The following is an 18,346-nucleotide window of genomic DNA, read 5'->3' as shown; positions in this document are numbered from 1 at the left end:
CAACTCAAGGCTATGACCTGTTGCACCCCACTCCCGTCTTACGACGAATGCGGCGTGGTGATTTCCTTCTTGGCGCCCGATTATGGGAACGGAGCGATGCGCTCCCGTCAGGAGGACTGCCAATGCGGTTGCAAACCGACCCATCGTGCTTTTCGATCACGGCCTTCCTCGCCGATCAGGTTACCCTGGTGGCCCGCCAGGAGAAGTTGCCGCCGGGGGCCGCCCTGCTGAGGTTGCAGGAGCTTTCGCGCACGCCGGATGGACGGGCGGCCCTGATGCACCTGATCGAAGCCGCGGCGGAGCAGGAAGCCAATCCCGACGAAGCGGCGAAGATCGGCGCGATCTGCCATGAGCTCGCCGCCTGGGGCTATGGCGAAGGCCGCCGCGGCTGCGGTGCCTACAGCGGCGATACCCACCGTGCCGCAGCCTGACCGCCAGACGGGATGGTGATTTGACACATGCTTGATTGATGACGGCACAGGCGTCGGCGGCCATAATGGGCCGTTCGTCATCGCCGCGGTTCCGTCTTGCTCCGTTTCCCCCTTCGTTCCGTCCTCACCGGTGCCGGCCGCCTGTTGCCGGCGCTGCCGGTGTTGCTGGCATTTGCATTGCCGGCGGGGGCCGAACCGCCGCATCCGGGAATGCCGCTTCCGCCCGGCTATGTCGAGGAGCCCGACGTTCCGCCGGAAGACCCCCTGCCGCCGCCGCCCGAACCGTTGCCGGTGGCGCCCGACGAGCCGGTGGTCGTGGCGCCGGACGCTGCCGAGTTGCTGAAGGAGTGCAAGCAGCAGGCCTTCACCGACTGCTTCCGGCTGTGGCAGCCGCCCCCGCCGCCACCTCCCCCGCCGGAGCCGGAAAAGGACACAGCCACCGCCCCGCCGCCCCCGCCGCCTTTCGACCCGAAGGCCCCGCGCGAGCCGGCGCAGGGCGGTCCGGTGCCGCCCCCGCCGTCCGATCCGGCCAAGGAGGCCGCCGCGGCAGCCGCCGACCGCGCCACCTTCGACGCGCTGTCGAAGGCGCTGAAGGACAGCGGCCTCGACGGCAAGGTGATGCTGACCAACCCCGGCGGCGGTGATCCGACGCTGAAGCTGGACAGCACGACGGGCAAGCCGGCGACCGCCACCAAGCGCTGAGCGTCAGCCCGGCCCGACACCGGGCTTCGATGGCCGGCTTCCGGTCAATCCGGGGTAGCCCGCCGGCCGGTCCGCGGGCAAAATGCCGACGACCCCCCAGCTTCGCGAGCGCATACCATGACGGGCTTCACCCTTCCCGACATCGACCGGGTTTCCGACCTGATCCGATCCGTCGCCCAAACGGAAATCATGCCCTATTTCCAGAGGCTCGACGCGTCCGGCATCCGGGAGAAGACCGGGCCGACCGATCTCGTCACCCTGGCGGACGAGGCTGCGGAACGGGCGCTGACCCCGGCACTGTCGGCACTGCTGCCCGGCAGCCGGGTGATCGGCGAGGAGGCGGCATCGGAGGACGAACGCGTGCTCGACCGCATCCATGGCGACGACCCGGTCTGGATCGTCGACCCGGTGGACGGCACCATCAATTTCGCCCAGGGACGGCCGATGTTCGCGGTGATCGTCGCCCTCGCCTGCAAGGGCGAGACGCTGGCCGGCTGGATTCACGATCCGGTCGACGGGCGGATGGCGACCGCGGTGAAGGGGCAGGGCGCCTTGCTCGACGGACGCCGGGTCCATGTTGCGCCCGCGGTGCCGCTGCCGCAGATGACCGGCGCGCTGTCCACCCGCTTCTGCGGCGAGGAGATGGGGCGGCGGCTGGAGGAGCGCAGCAGCGGGCTGGGCGAGCGTGTCTGCCTGTCGAGCGCCGCGCAGGAGTATCTGCGGCTGCTGGACGGCCGGGCGCACTACTCGCTCTATCACCGGCTGATGCCGTGGGATCATGCGGCCGGCGTGCTGATGCATGCCGAGGCCGGCGGCCATTCGGCACTGATCGACGGGACGCCTTACCGGCCCGGCCTGCTGAAGGGCAGCATCCTGCTGGCGCCCGACCGGGACAGTTGGCAGGCACTGCACGGGCAGCTGTTCGGTTGAGCAAAGGCCGGAGGGGGCGGTCGCCCCACTGGCCCTCTTGCCCTCTTGCTCCCTCGCCCGGTTCGTCAGTGAGACAGCAGCGCCGGCAGTGACAGCCCTTCCAGCACGGAGCGGGTGGCGCCGCCCAGAACCAGTTCGCGCAGACGGGAATGGCCGTAGGCGCCCATCACCAGCAGGTCGGCGCCCTGGTCGGCGCAGCAGGACAGGATCATGTCGCCGACCTCGCCGCCGGACGCGATGACCGATTGCGGTCGGGCGGTGATGCCGTGTCGGTGCAGCCACTCGACGAGGGCCGCCGCTTCGCTGGTGCGCTGGCCGGGCGGGTCGACGCAGAGGACGATGACGGACTCGGCCGTCTCCAGGAAGGGCATGGCGGCGCGAACGGCGCAGGCCGATTCGCGGCTGTTCTTCCAGGCGATCAGGGCATTGCGGCCGATCGGGGCGGTGGCCGGCAGGCCGGGCGGCAGGACCAGCACCGGGGTGCCGGTCTCCAGCGGCAGGCGGTCGGGGATGTGGTGCAGCGACACCCGCTCCCCCGCGCGCACGGCGGCCGATTGCGCCACCACGACCAGATCGGCGTAGGAGGCCCGTTCCGTCAGCAACTCGACATGGTCGCCCTCCTCGACCGACCAATCATAGGACAGGCCGTCCAACGCCTGGCGCACTTCCCGCTCGATCCGTTCGGCATTCTCATGGGCGATGGCGGTGGCCTCCGCCATGAAGCCGTAGGAGGCGGCGCGGCCGGTGGCGCCCGCCGGCATCGACACCGGGGTGGCGATGTAGAGCGCCTGGATATGCGCGGAAAAGCGCTTGGCCAGCGCCACGGCGACGGCAAGGCGGCCGGCGTGGGCGTCGTCGTTGGCCATGTGCAGCAGGATGGTCTTGATCTGCATTTCCCGGCGTCTCCCGTCTTTTTCCGGCCGTCTTTTCCGACCGCCTGCCGTCCTTTGCCCCATGGCTGCCATGCGGCAGCGGAGCGGTTGCCTTCTAGGTAACGCTCCGCCGGGCCGGTTGGCAACGCCGCAGGGTGCGGCTTACTTCACCACGACCGCATATTGGTCGACCGGGGCCACCGTCTTGATCAGGCCGCGTGCCTTGAGGAACTCGGCGAAGCGGGTATAGCGCTCGGCATCCAGGGCGGCCGGGCTATGGGCAAAGCGCGGCAGCGTGTCGGCCCAGGCGCGGCGGTTCAGCTCGTCGTTCAGCTCCGGCCGGTCCTTGACGAAGGCGGCCTGCGCCTCCTCCGGATGGTTGAGGATGTAGAGCGTCGCCCGCTCCACCGCCGACAGGAAGCGCTTGAAGCGCGGATCGTCGGTCTTGCCCTTCTGCGCGACCAGGATCAGCTCGTCATAGGGCGGGACGCCCTCCTCCTCGGGATAGAAGGCGCGGCCGGGATGCTTCTCGATCTCCATCTGGTTCAGCTCGAAGTTCCGGAAGGCGCCGACCACCGCGTCGACCTGCCCCGACAGCAGCGATGGCGACAGCGAGAAGTTGACGTTCACCAGCTCGACGTCCTTCAGGCTCAGCCCGTGCTTCTCCAGCATGGCGCCGAGCAGCGCGTCCTCGAATCCGGCGATGGAGAAGCCGATCTTGCGGCCCTTCAGGTCCTTCAGCGTCTTCACCGGCCCGTCGCGCAGCACGACGACCGAGTTCAGCGGCGTGGAGACCAGCGTGCCGACGCGGACCAGCGGCAGCCCCTCTGCCACATGCAGGATCAGCTGCGGCTGGTAGGACACGGCGAGGTCGGTCTTGCCGGCGGCGACCAGCTTGGGCGGGTCGTTGGGATCGGCCGGCGCGGTCAGCGTCACGTCGAGCCCGGCATCCTTGAAGAAGCCCTTTTCCTGGGCGACGACCAGCGGCGCATGGTCCGGGTTGACGAACCAGTCCAGCATCACGGACAGCTTGTCCTGAGCCAGCGCCGGCAGCGACGTCATCAGGCTGGCGGCCATCAGGCCGGCGGCGAACAGGTGCTTCATCGGGCGTCTCTTCCCTTCGGGGGTTGAATCATGATTCGGCGTCATCGGCCGGCTGGGTGTCGGATTGCCAGGGCAGCGCGCGCCGGGCGAGGGCGTCGACCGCGGCATAGAGCGTCACCGCGAACAGCCCCAGCACCAGCACGGCGGCGAACAGAAGGTCGATCTGCATGCGGGCGTTGGCATGCAGCATCAGGTAACCGAGGCCGGAGGAGGAGCCGACCCATTCGCCGATCACCGCCCCGATGGGGGCGACGGCGGCGGCCACCCGCACGCCGGACCAGAAGGCGGGCAGGGCGGCCGGCAGGCGGATGGTCCACAGGATGGCGGCGGGCGAGGCGCCCATGGTGCGGGCAAGGTCGAGCCAGCCCGGATCGGTGCGGCGCAGCCCGTCGAACAGCGCCGTCGTCACCGGGAAATAGATGACCAGCACCGCCATGGCGATTTTGGACGCCATGCCGTAGCCCAGCCACAGCACCAGCAGCGGCGCCAGCGCGAAGACCGGGATCGCCTGGCTGACCAGCAGCAGCGGCATCAGCCAGCGCCGGGCGGTGCGGAAGCGCGCCAGCAACAGCGCGCTGACCGTGCCCAACGCCACGCCGGCGACCAGCCCGATCAGGATCTCGGCCAGCGTGGTCAGCCCGTGGTTCAGCAGCAGCGGCGCCTGCCGTCGCATGGCGTCGGCCACCGCCAGCGGCCCGGGCAGCAGGTAGCGCGGCAGGCCGGTGGCCCAGACCAGCGCCTGCCAGCCGGCGGCCAGCACGGCGAGGGTGACCGCGGCGCGCAGCAGCGCCTTCATTCGGCCAGCCTCCGCAACAGCTCGGCCTGGAGCGCCAGCAGGGCGGGATCGTCGACGCGGCGCGGGACCGCGCCGGCAGGCTCCAGCGCCGGCCCCATGGTGGCGGGGCGGCCGGTCATCACATGCAGGCGGTCGCCGAGCCGCAGCGCCTCCAGCGGGTCGTGGGTGACCATCAGCACGGTGCGGCCGGCCAGCGTCTCCGCCGCCGTCTCCTGGAGGCGCAGGCGGGTGATGGCGTCGAGCGCCGAGAAGGGCTCGTCCATCAGGACCAGCGGCTTGTCCTCCATCAGCGTGCGGGCGAGCGCCACGCGCTGCCGCTGGCCACCGGACAGGGCGGCGGGCCGGTCGCGCTCGCGGCCCGCCAGCCCGACGCGCTCCAGCAGGGCGCGGGCGCGCTCCACCCGCGCGGCATCGGGTCGGCGGTGGCGCAGCCGGTCGCCCAGCAGCACATTGTCCAGGACCGTCAGCCAGGGCAGCAGCAGATCCTGCTGCGCCATGTAGGCGATGCGGCCGGCCAGCGGCCGGCGGTCGCCGGTGACGACGGCGGTGGGCGGCTCCGGCTCGGCCAGCCCGGCGAGGATGCGCAGCAGCGTGGTCTTGCCGACGCCGCTCGGCCCCAGCAGGCAGGTGGTCTTCCCCGCCGGCAACTCCAGCGTCAGGTCGGAGAACAGCAGCGTGCCGCCATAGGTCAGCCGTGCCCCGGCGATGGTGACCGACAGCGGGGTCATCGCGGACACGGGCGCGGACACGGGCGCGGGGAGGTGGGGCAGGTCCGGGGATGCGTCTTGTCTGGCATCACTGATCCCTACGCCGGCATGAACCGGATCAGGTTCCAGGGGTCGTTCCGCAACGGAACCTCTCAGCCGCCCATCGGCTCCCCCCAGTGAAGGCGGCGACTATAGGCGCGGACGATCCGTGACCGCAAGCATCGCCGGCACCGGCTCCCGTCCTGCGGAAGCGCCTTCAGCGCTTGAGCCATCAGCGCTTGACCGGGCCGCGGCGCCGCCTAGTTTGTGGCGGACATGACGGAGTCCCTCCCCTGACCACGCCGTTCCGCACCCCGCTGTTCATCGGCGGCGAGATCTATCGCGGCTCGACCTATGGGCCGAAGCACCCGCTGGCGATCCCGCGCGTCTCGACCGCCATCGACCTCAGCCGCGCCATGGGATGGCTGCCGGATCAGGTCTATCTCGAAACCCATGTCGCCAGCGAACGCGAACTGGCGCGCTTCCATACCCTCGACTACATCGCGGCGCTGAAGCGGGCCGAGGCCGAGCAGCGGGTGGACGAGGCGACGGCGGCCCGCCACAATCTCGGCAAGCTGGAAAACCCGGTCTTCGCCGAGATGTACCGGCGGCCGGCCCACAGCAGCGGCTCGGCGCTCCAGGCGGCGCGGCTGCTGGGGGACCGGCCGGCCGGTCTGGTCTATGCCCCGGCCGCCGGCACCCATCATGCGCGCCGCGACCGGGCCAGCGGCTTCTGCTACTTCAACGCGCCGGTTCTCGGAATCCTGGAACTGCTCGACCATGGGCTGGAGCGGGTGTTGTATGTCGATCTCGACGCCCATCACGGCGACGGGGTGGAGGAGGCGTTCGCCGACGACGACCGGGTGTTGACCGTCTCGGTCCACGAGGATGGGCGCTGGCCCTACACCGGCAAGGCGGAGGACCGGGCCGGCGGCTTGGCCCGCAACCTGCCGGTGCCGCCCGGCTTCAACGACAGCGAGATGGTGCATGTGATGGAGGCGGCGGTCCTGCCGCTGGCCCGTGCCTTCCGCCCGCAGGCGATGGTGATCCAGACCGGGGCCGATGCTCTGGCCGAGGATCCGCTGAGCCGGCTGGAGCTGTCCAACCGCGCGCTGTGGGAGGCGGTGGCGGCGCTGCTGCCGCTGGCGCCGCGGGTGCTGGTGGTCGGCGGCGGCGGCTACAATCCCTGGTCGGTCGGGCGCTGCTGGGCCGGGATCTGGGCGGTGATGAACGGCATCGACCCGGCGCAGCCGCCCACGCCGGAGGCGGAGGCGGTGCTGCGGTCATTGACCTGGAGCCGCGCCGCCGGCCGCAATCCGCCCGGCCATTGGTTCACCACCATCGCCGACGTTCCGCGGCCGGGGCCGGTGCGCGACGCGGTGAAGCGAGTGGCGGAGATGGCGCTGTCCTGAGCCTGTGCGGACGCCCGCGCCGCGTCCGGGTCTTGTGGGACGAAATCCGGACCGAACCGTGACGATTCGTTGACGAACGCGGATTGTTCGTTGATTCTCGTTCACCTGTGGCGATGCCTGTTCCACCGCGTCCGGCGGACGGAACGGCACCGGTTTCAGGGAGGAGAACGGGCGGGCGGATGTCGAACACGACGCTGTTCCTGATCGCCATCGTCGTCATCATGCTGGCCGCCGTCCCGGTCGCCATGATGCTGAAGGATTTCCTGCCGAACATCCTGGAAAAGAGCAGCGGCCTGGAGCAGATCGAGAACCGCATCTATGTGCTGCATGCCGAGGCGCACGAGTTGCAGAACCGCGTCAACCAGCTGGTCCAGCGCCGCAACAGCCAGTCGTCGGACCGCCACCGGCTGGAAACCGACATCCGCAAGGCCGAGAAGCTGATCAAGGATCTGGCCGAACAGCCGCCGCTGTTCGTGCACGAGGTCGGCGACCCGCAGGCCGGACTGATGAAGTTCGCCGCAACGGTCACCCAGGAGAAGGCTTCCTCCGCGGCGGGAGCGGGCGGGGAACGGGCGGCGCTCAACCCGATCTGGCGCTGCGCCAATGTGGCGGAGGTCTGGGCCTCCAGCTTCGACGAGGCCCGGCAGATGGTCGAGGTCGCCTTTCCCTTCAAGATGGGGTTCCAGAAGAGCTTCATGCGCGGCGACGCGCGCAAGGGTGGGGTGCCATCCGCCCCGGCGACCGTGCGGACGAAGGCCGGTGCCCACACATGATGATCAACTTCATCATCGTCCTGGCGATCGTCGCCATCGGGGCGTGGCTCGGCAACGTGCTGCTGGCGGTGGAGCAGCGGGTATCGCAGTCCCGCCAGCGCGTCCGTGGCGTGCGGTCCAACCTGGACAAGCTGGATGCCACCATCCACCGCCTGCACCGCGAGGAAGAGGCGCTCCATGCCGAGATCGGCGAGTTGGTGCGTGGCATGGTGGAATTGCGCGGCAAGCAGGCCGAAGTGCAACAGCGCCTGACGGAGGCGCAGTCCAAGCGCCGCCCGCAGATCCTGATCCTGACCGACCGCCGCAATCCGGGCGACAAGGAATGGCTGGTCACCGTGGTGAACCAGCAGATCGGCGAGATCGATGCCGTCCATCCGCTGGCCACCGAATGGGCGCGCGGTCGCACCTATCTGGTGTGGGCGGAGTCGGACCGCGAGGCCGCAGAGCGCGCCAACCGACGCTTCAGCGCCCGGCCGGGCTATCATGTGCGCTCGGTGACACCGGTCAAGGAAAACCTGTACAGCGCCAGCCCGGCCCGCAGCGCCGCTTGAGGTCCAGAAACGCAAACGGAAACGGAAAAGGGCAGGGGCGCCCCGCAGGACGCCCCTGTTCGTTTCGTAACGCCTGAACGCTGGCGCCTGGAACCGTCAGCGGCCCTTGGTCGCGGTCGCGGTCTGGCGGAAGGCGTCGTGCAGATAGGGTGACAGCGCCTGGCGCATGTTGCGCAGCCATTCGTGGATGATGATCAGCGAACGAGAGGCGACCGGCGGGGTCATGCCCAGCTTCACCAGATCCTCACGCGTCATCGTCGCAACCTGATCCAGCCGGTGGCCGGTCAGGCGCGCCCAGGCCGGGGCGGTGCAGGGCGGCATCGAGATGACATGCAGCCCCTCGCGTTCCACCATCTCGGCCTTGCGGCGGGCATACTGGCTGTCCTCCAGCTGCGAGAAGGGGCCGGAGAAGCCGTTTTCCACCAGGACGCGCTTGGCCTTCGGGGCGATGGTCGCCACCCGCTCCAGCGTGGTCATGCCGGTGGACAGCGAGGCGAGGTCGACGGTCACCGGCACCATGAAGGTCAGCCGCTCGCCGTCGCCGACGTAATAGTCGAAGCCCGACACCTCGGCCCAGTTGAAGAACCATTGCGAGATGTTGCCGCCGAAATCGAACAGGCGGCCGCCGCGCTGCAGTTCCGGCCCGATCAGGTCCCAGAACTCGTAGAAGCCGTCGGCCGACCCCATCATGTTCATGAAGTCCTGCGTGATGCGGCGATGTTCGACCACGTCCGGGCCGAACAGTCGGGCGAGACGCTCGTTCACCTCGTACTCGACGACCTTCAATTGCAGGCCTTCGAGCATGGCGGTCGCCATCAGGTGATGGGACAGCAGCGTCTTGCCGACGCCGCCGCGGTCATTGAGGACGAAGATCGTGCCCAGCATGCGATCGCCTTTCCAGTGTACGTTTGTTGGTTTGTCGTGGGACATTTTATCGGGAGACGCCAAGGAGCGGGTGCTTTGTGCGACCGCCGCGGATGCCGGTTCCGGCTTGGGTGTCGATTCGGATGACGGCCCTGCATCGTCGGCGGCCGGCGCTTCGGCCAGCGGCCCGGCGGAGGGCGAGTCGTCCGTAACGGGATCGAGCACAGGTTCGTCTGCAATGGGGATGGCAACGGACTCGGCGGCCGGGTCGAGCGCGGGTGCCAGCAGGTTGGGGGCAGGGGAGGCGGGTTTCGGCGCCTCATGATGGGGTGGTTCCTGACCGGCTTCTACCTGAGTGCCGTCAGGTGCCTCCGGCACAGGAGAGTCGACTGCCGTTTCGGGCTGTTGGACTTCGGGTTGTTCGGCCGGGGTCGGGGCTTCGGTGGCGGACGCCTCCTCCGCCATGTCGTCCGGATCGTTCGCCGCAGGGGCTTCATCGTCCGCCGGGGGATCGTCCGCCGGGGGAATTGCCTCAGAGAGATCGGTCGCAATCGGCTCGGCGGCGGAAGCGGTTGCTGTCGCGGGCTCGGCCGCGGGGGCTTCGAGCTGAGGTGCGTCTTGGTTGACGTCTGGGGTGTCGGGACTTCCGGCCATCCCTGCGCCGGCATCCTCCCCCTCCATCTCCTCCTTCGTGCCGGCGGACAGTGCCGCTTCATGGACGGCGGCCAGGGTTTCCGCAGGCGTGGCGACGGTCGGGCGGGCAGTGTCGCCGGCCTGCTCGCCACGCCCCTCGTTGCCGACCAGGAAGAAGGCGGAGCGCAGGGTAACCGGCGAGATCGGCTGGTTGTCGCGGGCGGTTACGCCCAGCGTGGCCAGCAGGTCGGAGATTTCCGCCCATGACAGGCCGCGTTCGCGCATCAGCCCGATGTCGCCATAGCTTTCGCGAACCGCCTGCATGGCGCTGCGGCTGCCAGCCGGGCGATCGGCAAGGAGCCGTTCAAGTTCCGAGCGGTCGATCGACACCGTATGGGATTCCGGCAAGATGAAAAGGCGGCGGGGAGACGCCTGGATGTTGGATCGCAAGGAATCCATTCCCCCGGGGCCGAAAAAATAGTACAAGCGGCCATCACGCGCAAACGGTTTCCAAACGACTTCAACAGCGCTAAACATCGGTCCCGGTCCGGGGGCGTCGGTCGTGACGCCCAGCGACTTCGCCGACGTTCCAGCACCGGCGCCCGACGTTCGCTTTTGGAACCGTGGTCCGGTTGCGTGGTTTGCAACACAACTGCCCGATCCGTTTCGGGCTGGGCTTGGAATCGGGGTTGGGCAGGATGCCTCACGATTTTGGTTCGTCACGGGACCGGCGATCCGCATCCGCGCCGGGGGCTGGGATCGTCGGCTTCCACGAGTTGCGGCAGGCTTGCGAGATATCGGCCCTGCGCGAGGATCTGGAACGGCTCGCGCATGAGGCCGGTGCGCTGCGCGACGGCGTCGAGCGGGCGGTGGAGGAGGTTCGCGACCGCTTCGCCGCGCTGAGCGCGGAGCAGATGGCCGATCCCATGGCTCTGGCTCCGCTTCTGCAACTCGCGGTGACCACCCTTCTGGAGATTCGCGAACAGGCGCGGCGGCTCGACACCCAGACCGGCGCGCTCGCGGATGATGAACGCCCGTCCCGGCTGGGCGCCGCCGATGCCCCCCGCCTGCGTCCGGCGGCAGCCTGGGACGAGCTTGCCGAGCCGCCGCCGCGCCAATCGGAGCCGCCCCGGCCGTTCGCGGCGGAGCCGGCGCCCCAGGTGCAGCCGCCCGCCATCCCGTTCCGCTCCGCTGCGATCACCGAACGGCCGCTGCCGGCGGCGATCAAGCCTTTGATTCAGCCCGCGGCCGTGTCTGCGGACCCGGCGCCGGAACCTGCGCGATCCGCTCCCGATCCCCTGTCGGAGGCACGGTCGGCGGCGCGGCCGGCGGACGGCCAAGCCTCTTGGCTCGCCAGCGAACCGGCGCCGGTCCCGCCGCCGTCGCGCGCGGCGACGGTGCGCAACGGCGGGACCGGCGGCCCCCGCCCCGCTGGTGGAATCGACTGGCTGGGTCCGGCCGGACGTTGACGGTTTGCGGTCGCAAGGACGGCTGTCGACGGATATTTCCCGACCCGAACCGGGACGGGTTGCCTGAACTGCGCTCTTTCTGCATCGAGTCGAGCGAAAGGTCAGGATCTGAACGATTGAGCTTGCAAATTCGGGGGAGTGTTAGTACAAACGGCCTATTGGTAAACGGAATTTTACCAATATTCGCCGCCTGCCGCTTCAACGTCGTGATGCCCCGAGGTCGGTCGCATGCTCAGGATCGACGCCGTCGTCAAGCCGAATGCGTCCCAGCGCACCCGTGTGCCAGGACAGCCCCTGCGTCTGATCGTGGTGGAGGATGACGGTGCCGCCGCCGACATGCTGGCGGTCGTGGTGACGGATCTGGGCCATACCCTGTGCGGCGTCGCGCGGACCGAGGATGAAGCGGTCGAACTGGCCACGCGGGAGCGTCCCGACCTTGCGTTGATGGATGTGCGGCTGGGCGGTGGCGACGGCATCGCCGTGGCGCGGCGGTTGAACCTCGGCCATGGCGTCCGCTCCATCTACCTGTCGGGCAACAGCGACCACGGCACCATGGCCCGCATCACCGAGACCTATCCGCTCGGCGTGGTGCACAAGCCTTTTTCGCATGCCCAGCTGAAGGTCGCGCTCGATTTGGCGGCACGCCGCCTGCGCTGAGCGGAGTCACGCGCTCCCCCTTCCATGCTCGAAGGAAACGGTTTTCCCGCAACCGTTCCTCTGCTATATTTGTTCATGGAGTGTTCTGGTGCGGAACGGCGGGGCGAGTGCGTCGGTCCGTGTATCGCCAGGGCGTGTCCGACGGCGGTTGACCGGCGTCGGTCCATCGTGCTTCGTTGCGCGGGACCGGGGGGATGGTCGCCATTTTGAACAGCCGGCCCTGCGAATGGGAACCCTCGGCATCTGGGTGCCTCCGCCAGGCATCCTGACGGGTCGGCATGGATGCTGGGACACTCGCGCTTAGGAGCAACGAGCGATGAATGTTTGGACGTTTACGGGACGCCTGGGCGCGGACGGCGAATTGCGCACGACCCAGAGCGGCGAGAAGGTGCTGGGTTTCCGCGTCGCCAACGATGTCGGTTTCGGCGAACGCAAGACGACCCAGTGGGTCGATTGCTCGATCTGGGGCCGGCGCGCCGAGTCGCTCGCGCCGCACCTGACCAAGGGCAAGAGCGTCGTCGTGTCGGGCGAAGTCACCCTGCGCGAGTATGAGAAGCGCGACGGCACCCGCGGCGCCGGCCTGTCCGTCCGCGTGGCCGAGATCGACTTCACCGGCGGTGCCCGCGAAGAGGGCGGCGGCAGCTTCGGTGGCGGCAGCAGCAGCGGCGGCTACGAGTCGCGCGGCGGTGGGAGTGGCGGCGGCTACGGCGGCGGCGGCAATTATGGCGGTGGCCAGTCCGGTGGCGGCCAGTCGGGTGGCGGCCGCAGCGGTGGTGGCGCCCCGCCCCGTCACGAGGATCTCGACGACGAGATCCCCTTCTGACCGCGTTCTGACCGACGAGCGGGTCAATTGCGATCGATCGGCCGGATGCCTCGTCATCCGGCCGATGTCGTTTCAGGATGCGCTTTCCCGGACGGGTCGGTCTGGAAAGCCTTGCCCCGCCAGCCGGGCGCGCAGGCGCGGGGTCATGAAATCCAGGAAGGCGCGTACACGACGCGGCACCCGCTCGCGGCCGGTATAGACCGCGTGGATTTCCTCGGTATCGACCAGCACCCCGTCCAGCACCGTCCGCAGCCGCCCGTCCCGCAGATCGTCGCGGACATGGTACTCGGCAAGCCGCCCCAGCCCGAGCCCCAGCAGGGCCATGTGGCGCACGGTCTCGCCATTGTTGGCGAGCACGCGGGTGGGCACCTCGCGGTCGACCAGCCGGCCGCCGGACTTCAGCGGCCAGACCGCGGCGGCACGGCGGAAATTGAACCCCAGGCAGTCGTGCGTCTCCAGGTCGGCGGCGGTCAACGGCACGCCCTTGCGCTCCAGATAGCCGGGCGATGCGACGATCCGCCGGCGCACCGTGCCCAGCCGCTGCGCCAGCAGGGCCGAATCGCTCAAGGGGCCGGCGCGGAACGCGATGTCGACGCGGGCGGCGTAGAGATCCACCACCTCGTCCGTCATGGTAACGTCCAGCGTGATGCCGGGATGGTCGCGCAGGAATTCCGGCAGCAGCGGCAGCAGGCAGTGATGGCCGAAGGGAACCGAGGCGTTGATGCGGACCGGCCCGGTCGGGGTCCGGGCACCGCCGGCGATCTCCGCATCCAGCGCATCCATGTCCCCCAGCAGGGCTTCGGCCCGTTCGCGGTACAGGTCCCCCTCCGCGGTCAGCCGCAGCCTGCGGGTCGAACGTTCGACCAGACGCACCCCCAGCCGCTCCTCCAGCCGGCCGACCAGCTTGGCGGTCGAGGACGGGGTCATCCCGACGTCGCGGCCGGCGGCGCTGAAGCTGCCGTGGCTCGCGACACGCAGGAACACCCGCATTTCCCAGGCGCGTGGATCGCTCATGCCGTCACCTCGTCCTTGCCTTGTCCTTGAATGACAAAATCATGGGAATATGGCAGGCATTCCCGTTCTCCACCTTATGGCGCACATGGTCTCCCCTGCACAGTCCGCAGACAATGGAGCCAATGAAATGCCTCTCGCACTGCTGGCGCTGGCGATCAGCGCCTATGCGATCGGGACGACGGAGTTCGTCGTCGTCGGTCTTCTGCCCACCGTGGCGAGCGATCTGGATGTCAGCCTGCCGCTGGCGGGGATGGTGGTCAGCGTCTATGCCCTCGGCGTCACCTTTGGCGCCCCGGTGCTGACCGCGCTGACCGGCCGGCTGCGGCGCAAGCCGCTGCTGCTGGGCCTGATGGGTATCTTCGTTGCCGGCAACCTGCTGGCCGGCGTCAGCCCTAATTACGAGACGCTGCTGGTTGCCCGCGTGCTGAGCGCCTTCGCCCATGGCGTCTTCTTCTCGGTCGGCTCAACCATCGCCGCCGATCTGGTGCCGGAGGACAAGCGGGCATCGGCCATCGCCATGATGTTCTCCGGCCTGACCATCGCCATCGTAACCGGCGTACCGCTGGGCACCTGGATCGGCCAGACCTATGGCTGGCGCGCCACCTTCCTGGCGGTTTCGGCACTGGGCGTAGTCGGCGGATTGGGAGTGGCGGCGCTGGTGCCGGCGCGGCTGAGCCAGCCGCCGGCCGCCGGTTTCGGCACACAGCTGGGCGTCCTGGCCAATCCGCGGCTGCTCCTGGCCTTCGCCATCACCGCGCTCGGCTATGGCGGCACCTTCGTCGCCTTCACCTTCCTGGCGCCGATCCTGGAGACGATCACCGGCTTCTCGAATTCGACCGTCAGCCTTGTGCTGGTGCTGTATGGCGCGGCGATCGCGGTCGGCAACGTCGTCGGCGGCAGGTTGGCGAACCGCCGGCCGGTGCGGGCGCTGGCCTGGCTGTTCGCCCTGCAGGCGGTGGTCCTGATTGTCTTCACCTTCACCGCCGATGCCAAGATTCCGGCTTTGATCACGCTGGCCGGCATGGGGGCGCTGGCCTTCGCCAACGTCCCCGGTCTTCAGCTCTACGTCGTCCAACTGGCAGAGCGCCATGCGCCGGGGGCGGTCGACGTCGCCTCCGCCCTCAACATCGCCGCCTTCAACCTGGGCATCGCGGTGGGGGCCTTCTTCGGCGGGCAGGTGGTGTCCTCCCCGCTCGGCCTCGGCGCCACGCCCTGGGTCGGCGGGCTGTTCGTGCTGGGCGGCCTTGCCCTGACCCTGGCGAGCGGTGTGCTGGACCGGCGCGAGCGGGTCGCGGCGGTAGCCGGCTAGATCGGATCGACCTCCAGCGTCAGGGTGTCGAGCAGAAAGCTGCCATCCTCGGCGATGTCGAAATACTGTTTCACCTCTGCCGCGGCGTTGCGCTGGATGGAGCGGATTGCCTGGGCGTGGAGGTCCGGCGTGCAGGTGCGGGCGGTCCAGACCGCGAACTCCATCCGCAGGCGCCGGGGCGTCAGCGAGCGGACGGCGAATCCCGCCCGCGCCAATGCAGCCATCCATTCCGCCGTGGTGTAGTTGCGGACATGGGAGGTGTCGCGCAGCACCTCCACCACCTGGAGGTAGGTGTCGAGCACGGCGGGGGCGGGGGCGACACAATCGATGAAGATCGCCGTGCCGCCGGGCGCCAGCACCCGCCGCGCCTCGCGCAGTCCGGCCTCGAAATCCCGCCAATGGTGGGCGGTGAAGCGGCAGAGCACCATGTCGAACCAGCCATCCTCGAAGGGCAGCCGTTCGGCCGGGGCCTGACGGGTGACGATGTTGGTCAGGCCGCGCTCCGCCGCGGTGCGGGCCACCGCTTCCAGCATCTCCGGTGTGACGTCGACGGCGACGACCTCCGTCACATGGGGCGCGGCGCGGTAGCTGACATGGCCGCCGCCGCAGCCCAGATCCAGCACGCGGGTGCCGGACCGGCCGGTCTTCCAGTCGGCCTCCCGGTTGGCCCCCCAGGTGGCCAGGACGGTTTCGATCTGGTCCAGGTCGGCGCCGCCGGCATGGACGGCGCTGGTGACGTAGGCATCGGCGCGCGGGCCGTAGCTGTCGGCGACGAAGCTGTGGTGACTGGTGGTCATGGGGTGGCTTCCCGTCTGGCGGTGTGGCTGGTGAGGGCAGGGTCGTCGCTTCTGCAAACGGGTACAAGGCTGGTACTTATCCTGGTATAACGAGTGCCACTATGCCGACCTCGCCAGCCGATTCCGATCCGGCCGCTGACCGCCGCCGCCTGCTCGGCGCCTTCCTGCGCCGCCACCGCGAGCGGCTGACCCCCGCAGAGGCCGGCTTCGCCGCCAAAGGCGGGTCCGCCCGCCGCCGCACACCAGGCCTGCGCCGTGAGGAACTGGCGCAGCTCTGCGGCATCAGCCCGACCTGGTACACCTGGCTGGAACAGGGGCGCGACGTCTCGGTCTCCCCCAGCGCGCTGGCCCGGGTGGCGGAAGCCCTGCATCTGACCACGGCGGAGCGTGCCTATCTGTTCGAACTGACGCGCAAGCGCGATCCGGATGCTCCGGCGGTCGGGGCGGCGGATAGCCCGCCGCCGGTGTTGCTGGCAGCACTGTCGGCCATGGCGGCGCCAGCCTATCTGCTCGACCGGCTGTGGACCGCCGTCGGCTGGAACCCGGCGGCGGAGCGGCTGTTCGGCGGTTGGCTGGGCGGGGCAGAGCCGAACCTGCTGCGCTATGTCTTCCTCGATCACAGCGCACGCAGCTTCATCCAGGATTGGGAGAACCGGGCCCGCCGGCTGCTGGCGGAGTTCCGGGCCGACACGGCCGGCCACCCAGACGATCCGGCGGTGCGTGCGCTGGTCGATGGGTTGCGGCAGGCCAGCCCGCTGTTTGCCCGGCTGTGGGAGGACCATGGCGTGCTGGAGCGCGAAGGAGGGATGCGCCGCTTCAACCACCCGCTGGACGGAACGCTGATGCTGGAACAGCTGACCCTGCGTCCCGGCGGACGATCCGGCCATACTCTGGTCATGCTGGTTGCATTGTCCGATCGTGTGGCCGCGGAACACCGCGAAACAGGCGATTGACCCTCAAGTCCTCTTCTGTTTGGCAGCCTCACCCAATTATCCACCTAAAGTAGAAATTTTGAGCAGAAAATTGACCTGCGTCCGACAGTTGGTGTGTTCAATTTGTAATATTATGATGCAATCCGTTTCGTAAAAATACGCTTGTCAGTTTCCGAAAGCTTATGGTTGTGCTATCGTTGAATCAAGTTCCTCAGACTTGAGGAATGCTCACGGTCTGCGCACGAATAGCTCGTAAAGAGCGAAACTGAACGCAATGCAGAATTAGGGGAAGGCCTATGGCTCGCTTCGTTGCAGGTGGATCGACCGCGATCAACACAGATTACATCCAGATATCAGACCTCTTGTTCGGGCGAATTACCCAAGCAAACAGCAGCTTCATTTCTGTGGATTACGGCGGTGGTACATCCACCGAGTTTTATGGAAGTTTCTCATTCAACGCGACGAATTCCGCCGTGGTGGGAGGAACGATCGGTGCGATCCGTTCGATATCGAATGGTGCGGTATCCTATACCGTCGATGGCATGTCGCTCTCTGCGACAACTTTCCTTGGATGGTTGTCGAGCGGCCAAAGCAGCTCCGCTGTTTCGGCGATCCTTTCGGGTTCGGACACGATGTACGGGTCGGAGTTCGACGATACGATTCGTGGCTACACCGGGAACGACACCATTTTCGGTGGCGGCGGCTCCGATCAATTGGATGGCGGGACGGGAAACAATTATATCGACGGCGGTGCCGGGACCGACACCGTCAGACGCTATTCGACTGCGGCGGCCAGCACGGCCTTCAGCCATGGCGGGAACGTTTATGTGTACGATTCCAGCGGCTACGACCAGTTGACCGGCGTCGAATATATTCGCTACACGGATCAGACCGTGGCCACAACCAGCCTGGGAGCGTTCGATCCCATGTCTTATCTGGCGGCCAACAGGGATCTTGCCGCTGCGTTCGGAAGCAACACGACTGCGGCACTAAGCCATTATCTGAGCAACGGCATCCGTGAACGCCGCTCGACGACGTTCGATGCCGCAAGCTACATCGCGGCGAATGCCGATCTCGCCGTCGCCTTCGGTACGGACACCGTGGCCGCCACCCAGCATTATATCACCTTCGGACGGCTGGAAGGACGCAGCACCACGTTCGACGCGATGAGTTACATCGCTGCGAACTCCGATCTCATCCAGGCGTTCGGAACGAACACCACCGCGGCGGCACTCCACTACGCCGTCAACGGGCGGCTGGAAGGCCGGACGACGACCTTCAACGCTTCGGCTTATCTCGCCCGATACGCCGATCTCCAGCGCGCATTCGGCAGCAACGAGTTGGCTGCCGCGACGCATTACGTGACGTCGGGTTATCGCGAAGGCCGTTCGGCCGCGCCCTTGACGTCCACCTCTGCCGCGGCGCCGCTCGTTTCGAACGAGTCCCCGGCGACACTTGCCGCGGCTTGGCAAGGGTAGAAGCAGTGACATCAGGTTGCGGTATCACCGTCATGACAAGGTTGTCTTTGTGA

The 18,346-nt window shown here is 68.3% G+C and carries 19 protein-coding genes and 1 riboswitch; of the genes, 12 read left to right on the top strand and 7 right to left on the bottom strand.

Going from position 1 to position 18,346, the window contains the following annotated elements; translation table 11 throughout:
- Positions 1-122 precede the first annotated feature (122 nt).
- The 3 genes from AL072_RS12170 to AL072_RS12160 all read left to right on the top strand — a co-directional run bounded on the left by AL072_RS12170 (position 123) and on the right by AL072_RS12160 (position 2,063).
- The gene (locus AL072_RS12170) at positions 123-431 is read left to right on the top strand and encodes a hypothetical protein (protein ID WP_045580102.1); all 309 of its coding nucleotides are present in this window, start codon (positions 123-125) and stop codon (positions 429-431) included.
- Positions 432-641: 210 nt separating this feature from the next.
- Entirely contained in the window at positions 642-1,133 is a 492-nt protein-coding gene (locus AL072_RS35980) for a hypothetical protein (protein WP_281178635.1), read from the top strand.
- Between the two features lie 117 nt (positions 1,134-1,250).
- On the top strand, positions 1,251-2,063 hold the full coding sequence (locus AL072_RS12160; protein WP_045580104.1) for an inositol monophosphatase family protein: 813 nt from the start codon (positions 1,251-1,253) through the stop codon (positions 2,061-2,063).
- Between the two features lie 65 nt (positions 2,064-2,128).
- Here the strand turns inward: AL072_RS12160 and AL072_RS12155 are convergent, their stop codons facing one another.
- From AL072_RS12155 to AL072_RS12140, 4 genes are all read right to left on the bottom strand, one after another.
- Positions 2,129-2,956, bottom strand: a complete 828-nt coding sequence (locus tag AL072_RS12155) for a universal stress protein (protein WP_045580105.1) — start codon at positions 2,954-2,956, stop codon at positions 2,129-2,131.
- Between the two features lie 141 nt (positions 2,957-3,097).
- Entirely contained in the window at positions 3,098-4,039 is a 942-nt protein-coding gene (locus tag AL072_RS12150) for an ABC transporter substrate-binding protein (RefSeq protein ID WP_045580106.1), read from the bottom strand.
- Positions 4,040-4,067: 28 nt separating this feature from the next.
- The gene (locus AL072_RS12145) at positions 4,068-4,835 is read right to left on the bottom strand and encodes an ABC transporter permease (RefSeq protein WP_045580107.1); all 768 of its coding nucleotides are present in this window, start codon (positions 4,833-4,835) and stop codon (positions 4,068-4,070) included.
- Positions 4,832-5,563, bottom strand: coding sequence for an ABC transporter ATP-binding protein (locus tag AL072_RS12140; protein WP_045582257.1), 732 nt, complete (start codon positions 5,561-5,563; stop codon positions 4,832-4,834). The genes AL072_RS12145 and AL072_RS12140 overlap by 4 nt, the downstream gene beginning before the upstream one ends.
- A 56-nt stretch (positions 5,564-5,619) precedes the next feature.
- Positions 5,620-5,726: riboswitch (TPP riboswitch) on the bottom strand.
- Between the two features lie 79 nt (positions 5,727-5,805).
- Between AL072_RS12140 and AL072_RS12135 the strand changes: the two genes are divergently transcribed.
- The 3 genes from AL072_RS12135 (at position 5,806) to AL072_RS12125 (ending at position 8,317) form a co-directional block, all read left to right on the top strand.
- Positions 5,806-6,993: an acetoin utilization protein AcuC gene (locus AL072_RS12135; RefSeq protein ID WP_425388548.1), complete on the top strand. Its 1,188-nt coding sequence runs from the start codon at positions 5,806-5,808 to the stop codon at positions 6,991-6,993.
- Positions 6,994-7,172: 179 nt separating this feature from the next.
- Positions 7,173-7,766: a hypothetical protein gene (locus AL072_RS12130; protein WP_045580108.1), complete on the top strand. Its 594-nt coding sequence runs from the start codon at positions 7,173-7,175 to the stop codon at positions 7,764-7,766.
- A complete protein-coding gene (locus AL072_RS12125) occupies positions 7,763-8,317 on the top strand; it encodes a hypothetical protein (RefSeq protein ID WP_045580109.1) in 555 nt (184 codons plus the stop codon). The genes AL072_RS12130 and AL072_RS12125 overlap by 4 nt, the downstream gene beginning before the upstream one ends.
- A gap of 96 nt (positions 8,318-8,413) precedes the next feature.
- Here AL072_RS12125 and AL072_RS12120 read toward each other — a convergent pair whose 3' ends face one another.
- Positions 8,414-10,204, bottom strand: a complete 1,791-nt coding sequence (locus AL072_RS12120; RefSeq protein ID WP_045582259.1) for a hypothetical protein — start codon at positions 10,202-10,204, stop codon at positions 8,414-8,416.
- 308 nt (positions 10,205-10,512) lie between these two features.
- Between AL072_RS12120 and AL072_RS12115 the strand changes: the two genes are divergently transcribed.
- From AL072_RS12115 to AL072_RS12105, 3 genes are all read left to right on the top strand, one after another.
- Positions 10,513-11,283: a hypothetical protein gene (locus AL072_RS12115; protein ID WP_245636674.1), complete on the top strand. Its 771-nt coding sequence runs from the start codon at positions 10,513-10,515 to the stop codon at positions 11,281-11,283.
- A gap of 228 nt (positions 11,284-11,511) precedes the next feature.
- The gene (locus AL072_RS12110) at positions 11,512-11,940 is read left to right on the top strand and encodes a response regulator (protein ID WP_045580111.1); all 429 of its coding nucleotides are present in this window, start codon (positions 11,512-11,514) and stop codon (positions 11,938-11,940) included.
- Between the two features lie 316 nt (positions 11,941-12,256).
- Positions 12,257-12,763, top strand: coding sequence for a single-stranded DNA-binding protein (locus AL072_RS12105; protein ID WP_045580112.1), 507 nt, complete (start codon positions 12,257-12,259; stop codon positions 12,761-12,763).
- 72 nt (positions 12,764-12,835) lie between these two features.
- Here the strand turns inward: AL072_RS12105 and AL072_RS12100 are convergent, their stop codons facing one another.
- Positions 12,836-13,777: a LysR substrate-binding domain-containing protein gene (locus tag AL072_RS12100; protein ID WP_045580113.1), complete on the bottom strand. Its 942-nt coding sequence runs from the start codon at positions 13,775-13,777 to the stop codon at positions 12,836-12,838.
- A gap of 127 nt (positions 13,778-13,904) precedes the next feature.
- Between AL072_RS12100 and AL072_RS12095 the strand changes: the two genes are divergently transcribed.
- Positions 13,905-15,086: an MFS transporter gene (locus AL072_RS12095; RefSeq protein ID WP_045580114.1), complete on the top strand. Its 1,182-nt coding sequence runs from the start codon at positions 13,905-13,907 to the stop codon at positions 15,084-15,086.
- Here AL072_RS12095 and AL072_RS12090 read toward each other — a convergent pair.
- Positions 15,083-15,883 carry a class I SAM-dependent methyltransferase gene (locus tag AL072_RS12090; RefSeq protein WP_045580115.1) on the bottom strand — a complete coding sequence of 267 codons (801 nt, stop codon included), beginning with the start codon at positions 15,881-15,883 and terminating at the stop codon, positions 15,083-15,085. The genes AL072_RS12095 and AL072_RS12090 overlap by 4 nt on opposite strands.
- A 101-nt stretch (positions 15,884-15,984) precedes the next feature.
- Between AL072_RS12090 and AL072_RS12085 the strand changes: the two genes are divergently transcribed.
- Both AL072_RS12085 and AL072_RS12080 read left to right on the top strand, forming a co-directional pair.
- Entirely contained in the window at positions 15,985-16,836 is an 852-nt protein-coding gene (locus AL072_RS12085; protein WP_045580116.1) for a helix-turn-helix transcriptional regulator, read from the top strand.
- A 275-nt stretch (positions 16,837-17,111) separates the two neighbouring features.
- Positions 17,112-18,293, top strand: coding sequence for a calcium-binding protein (locus AL072_RS12080; protein WP_245636673.1), 1,182 nt, complete (start codon positions 17,112-17,114; stop codon positions 18,291-18,293).
- The last annotated feature ends 53 nt before the right edge of the window (positions 18,294-18,346 follow it).

The sequence above is a fragment of the Azospirillum thiophilum genome, assembly GCF_001305595.1.
GTDB lineage: Bacteria > Pseudomonadota > Alphaproteobacteria > Azospirillales > Azospirillaceae > Azospirillum > Azospirillum thiophilum.
This window is presented reverse-complemented; position numbering and strand designations above follow the sequence as displayed.

Coding starts and splice junctions, on each gene's coding strand:
- AL072_RS12170 (WP_045580102.1), top strand. CDS start 123: ATGCGGTTGCAAACCGACCCATCGTGCTTTTCGATCACGGCCTTCCTC.
- AL072_RS35980 (WP_281178635.1), top strand. CDS start 642: ATGCCGCTTCCGCCCGGCTATGTCGAGGAGCCCGACGTTCCGCCGGAA.
- AL072_RS12160 (WP_045580104.1), top strand. CDS start 1,251: ATGACGGGCTTCACCCTTCCCGACATCGACCGGGTTTCCGACCTGATC.
- AL072_RS12155 (WP_045580105.1), bottom strand. CDS start 2,956: ATGCAGATCAAGACCATCCTGCTGCACATGGCCAACGACGACGCCCAC.
- AL072_RS12150 (WP_045580106.1), bottom strand. CDS start 4,039: ATGAAGCACCTGTTCGCCGCCGGCCTGATGGCCGCCAGCCTGATGACG.
- AL072_RS12145 (WP_045580107.1), bottom strand. CDS start 4,835: ATGAAGGCGCTGCTGCGCGCCGCGGTCACCCTCGCCGTGCTGGCCGCC.
- AL072_RS12140 (WP_045582257.1), bottom strand. CDS start 5,563: ATGACCCCGCTGTCGGTCACCATCGCCGGGGCACGGCTGACCTATGGC.
- AL072_RS12130 (WP_045580108.1), top strand. CDS start 7,173: ATGTCGAACACGACGCTGTTCCTGATCGCCATCGTCGTCATCATGCTG.
- AL072_RS12125 (WP_045580109.1), top strand. CDS start 7,763: ATGATGATCAACTTCATCATCGTCCTGGCGATCGTCGCCATCGGGGCG.
- AL072_RS12115 (WP_245636674.1), top strand. CDS start 10,513: ATGCCTCACGATTTTGGTTCGTCACGGGACCGGCGATCCGCATCCGCG.
- AL072_RS12110 (WP_045580111.1), top strand. CDS start 11,512: ATGCTCAGGATCGACGCCGTCGTCAAGCCGAATGCGTCCCAGCGCACC.
- AL072_RS12105 (WP_045580112.1), top strand. CDS start 12,257: ATGAATGTTTGGACGTTTACGGGACGCCTGGGCGCGGACGGCGAATTG.
- AL072_RS12100 (WP_045580113.1), bottom strand. CDS start 13,777: ATGAGCGATCCACGCGCCTGGGAAATGCGGGTGTTCCTGCGTGTCGCG.
- AL072_RS12095 (WP_045580114.1), top strand. CDS start 13,905: ATGCCTCTCGCACTGCTGGCGCTGGCGATCAGCGCCTATGCGATCGGG.
- AL072_RS12090 (WP_045580115.1), bottom strand. CDS start 15,883: ATGACCACCAGTCACCACAGCTTCGTCGCCGACAGCTACGGCCCGCGC.
- AL072_RS12085 (WP_045580116.1), top strand. CDS start 15,985: ATGCCGACCTCGCCAGCCGATTCCGATCCGGCCGCTGACCGCCGCCGC.
- AL072_RS12080 (WP_245636673.1), top strand. CDS start 17,112: ATGGCTCGCTTCGTTGCAGGTGGATCGACCGCGATCAACACAGATTAC.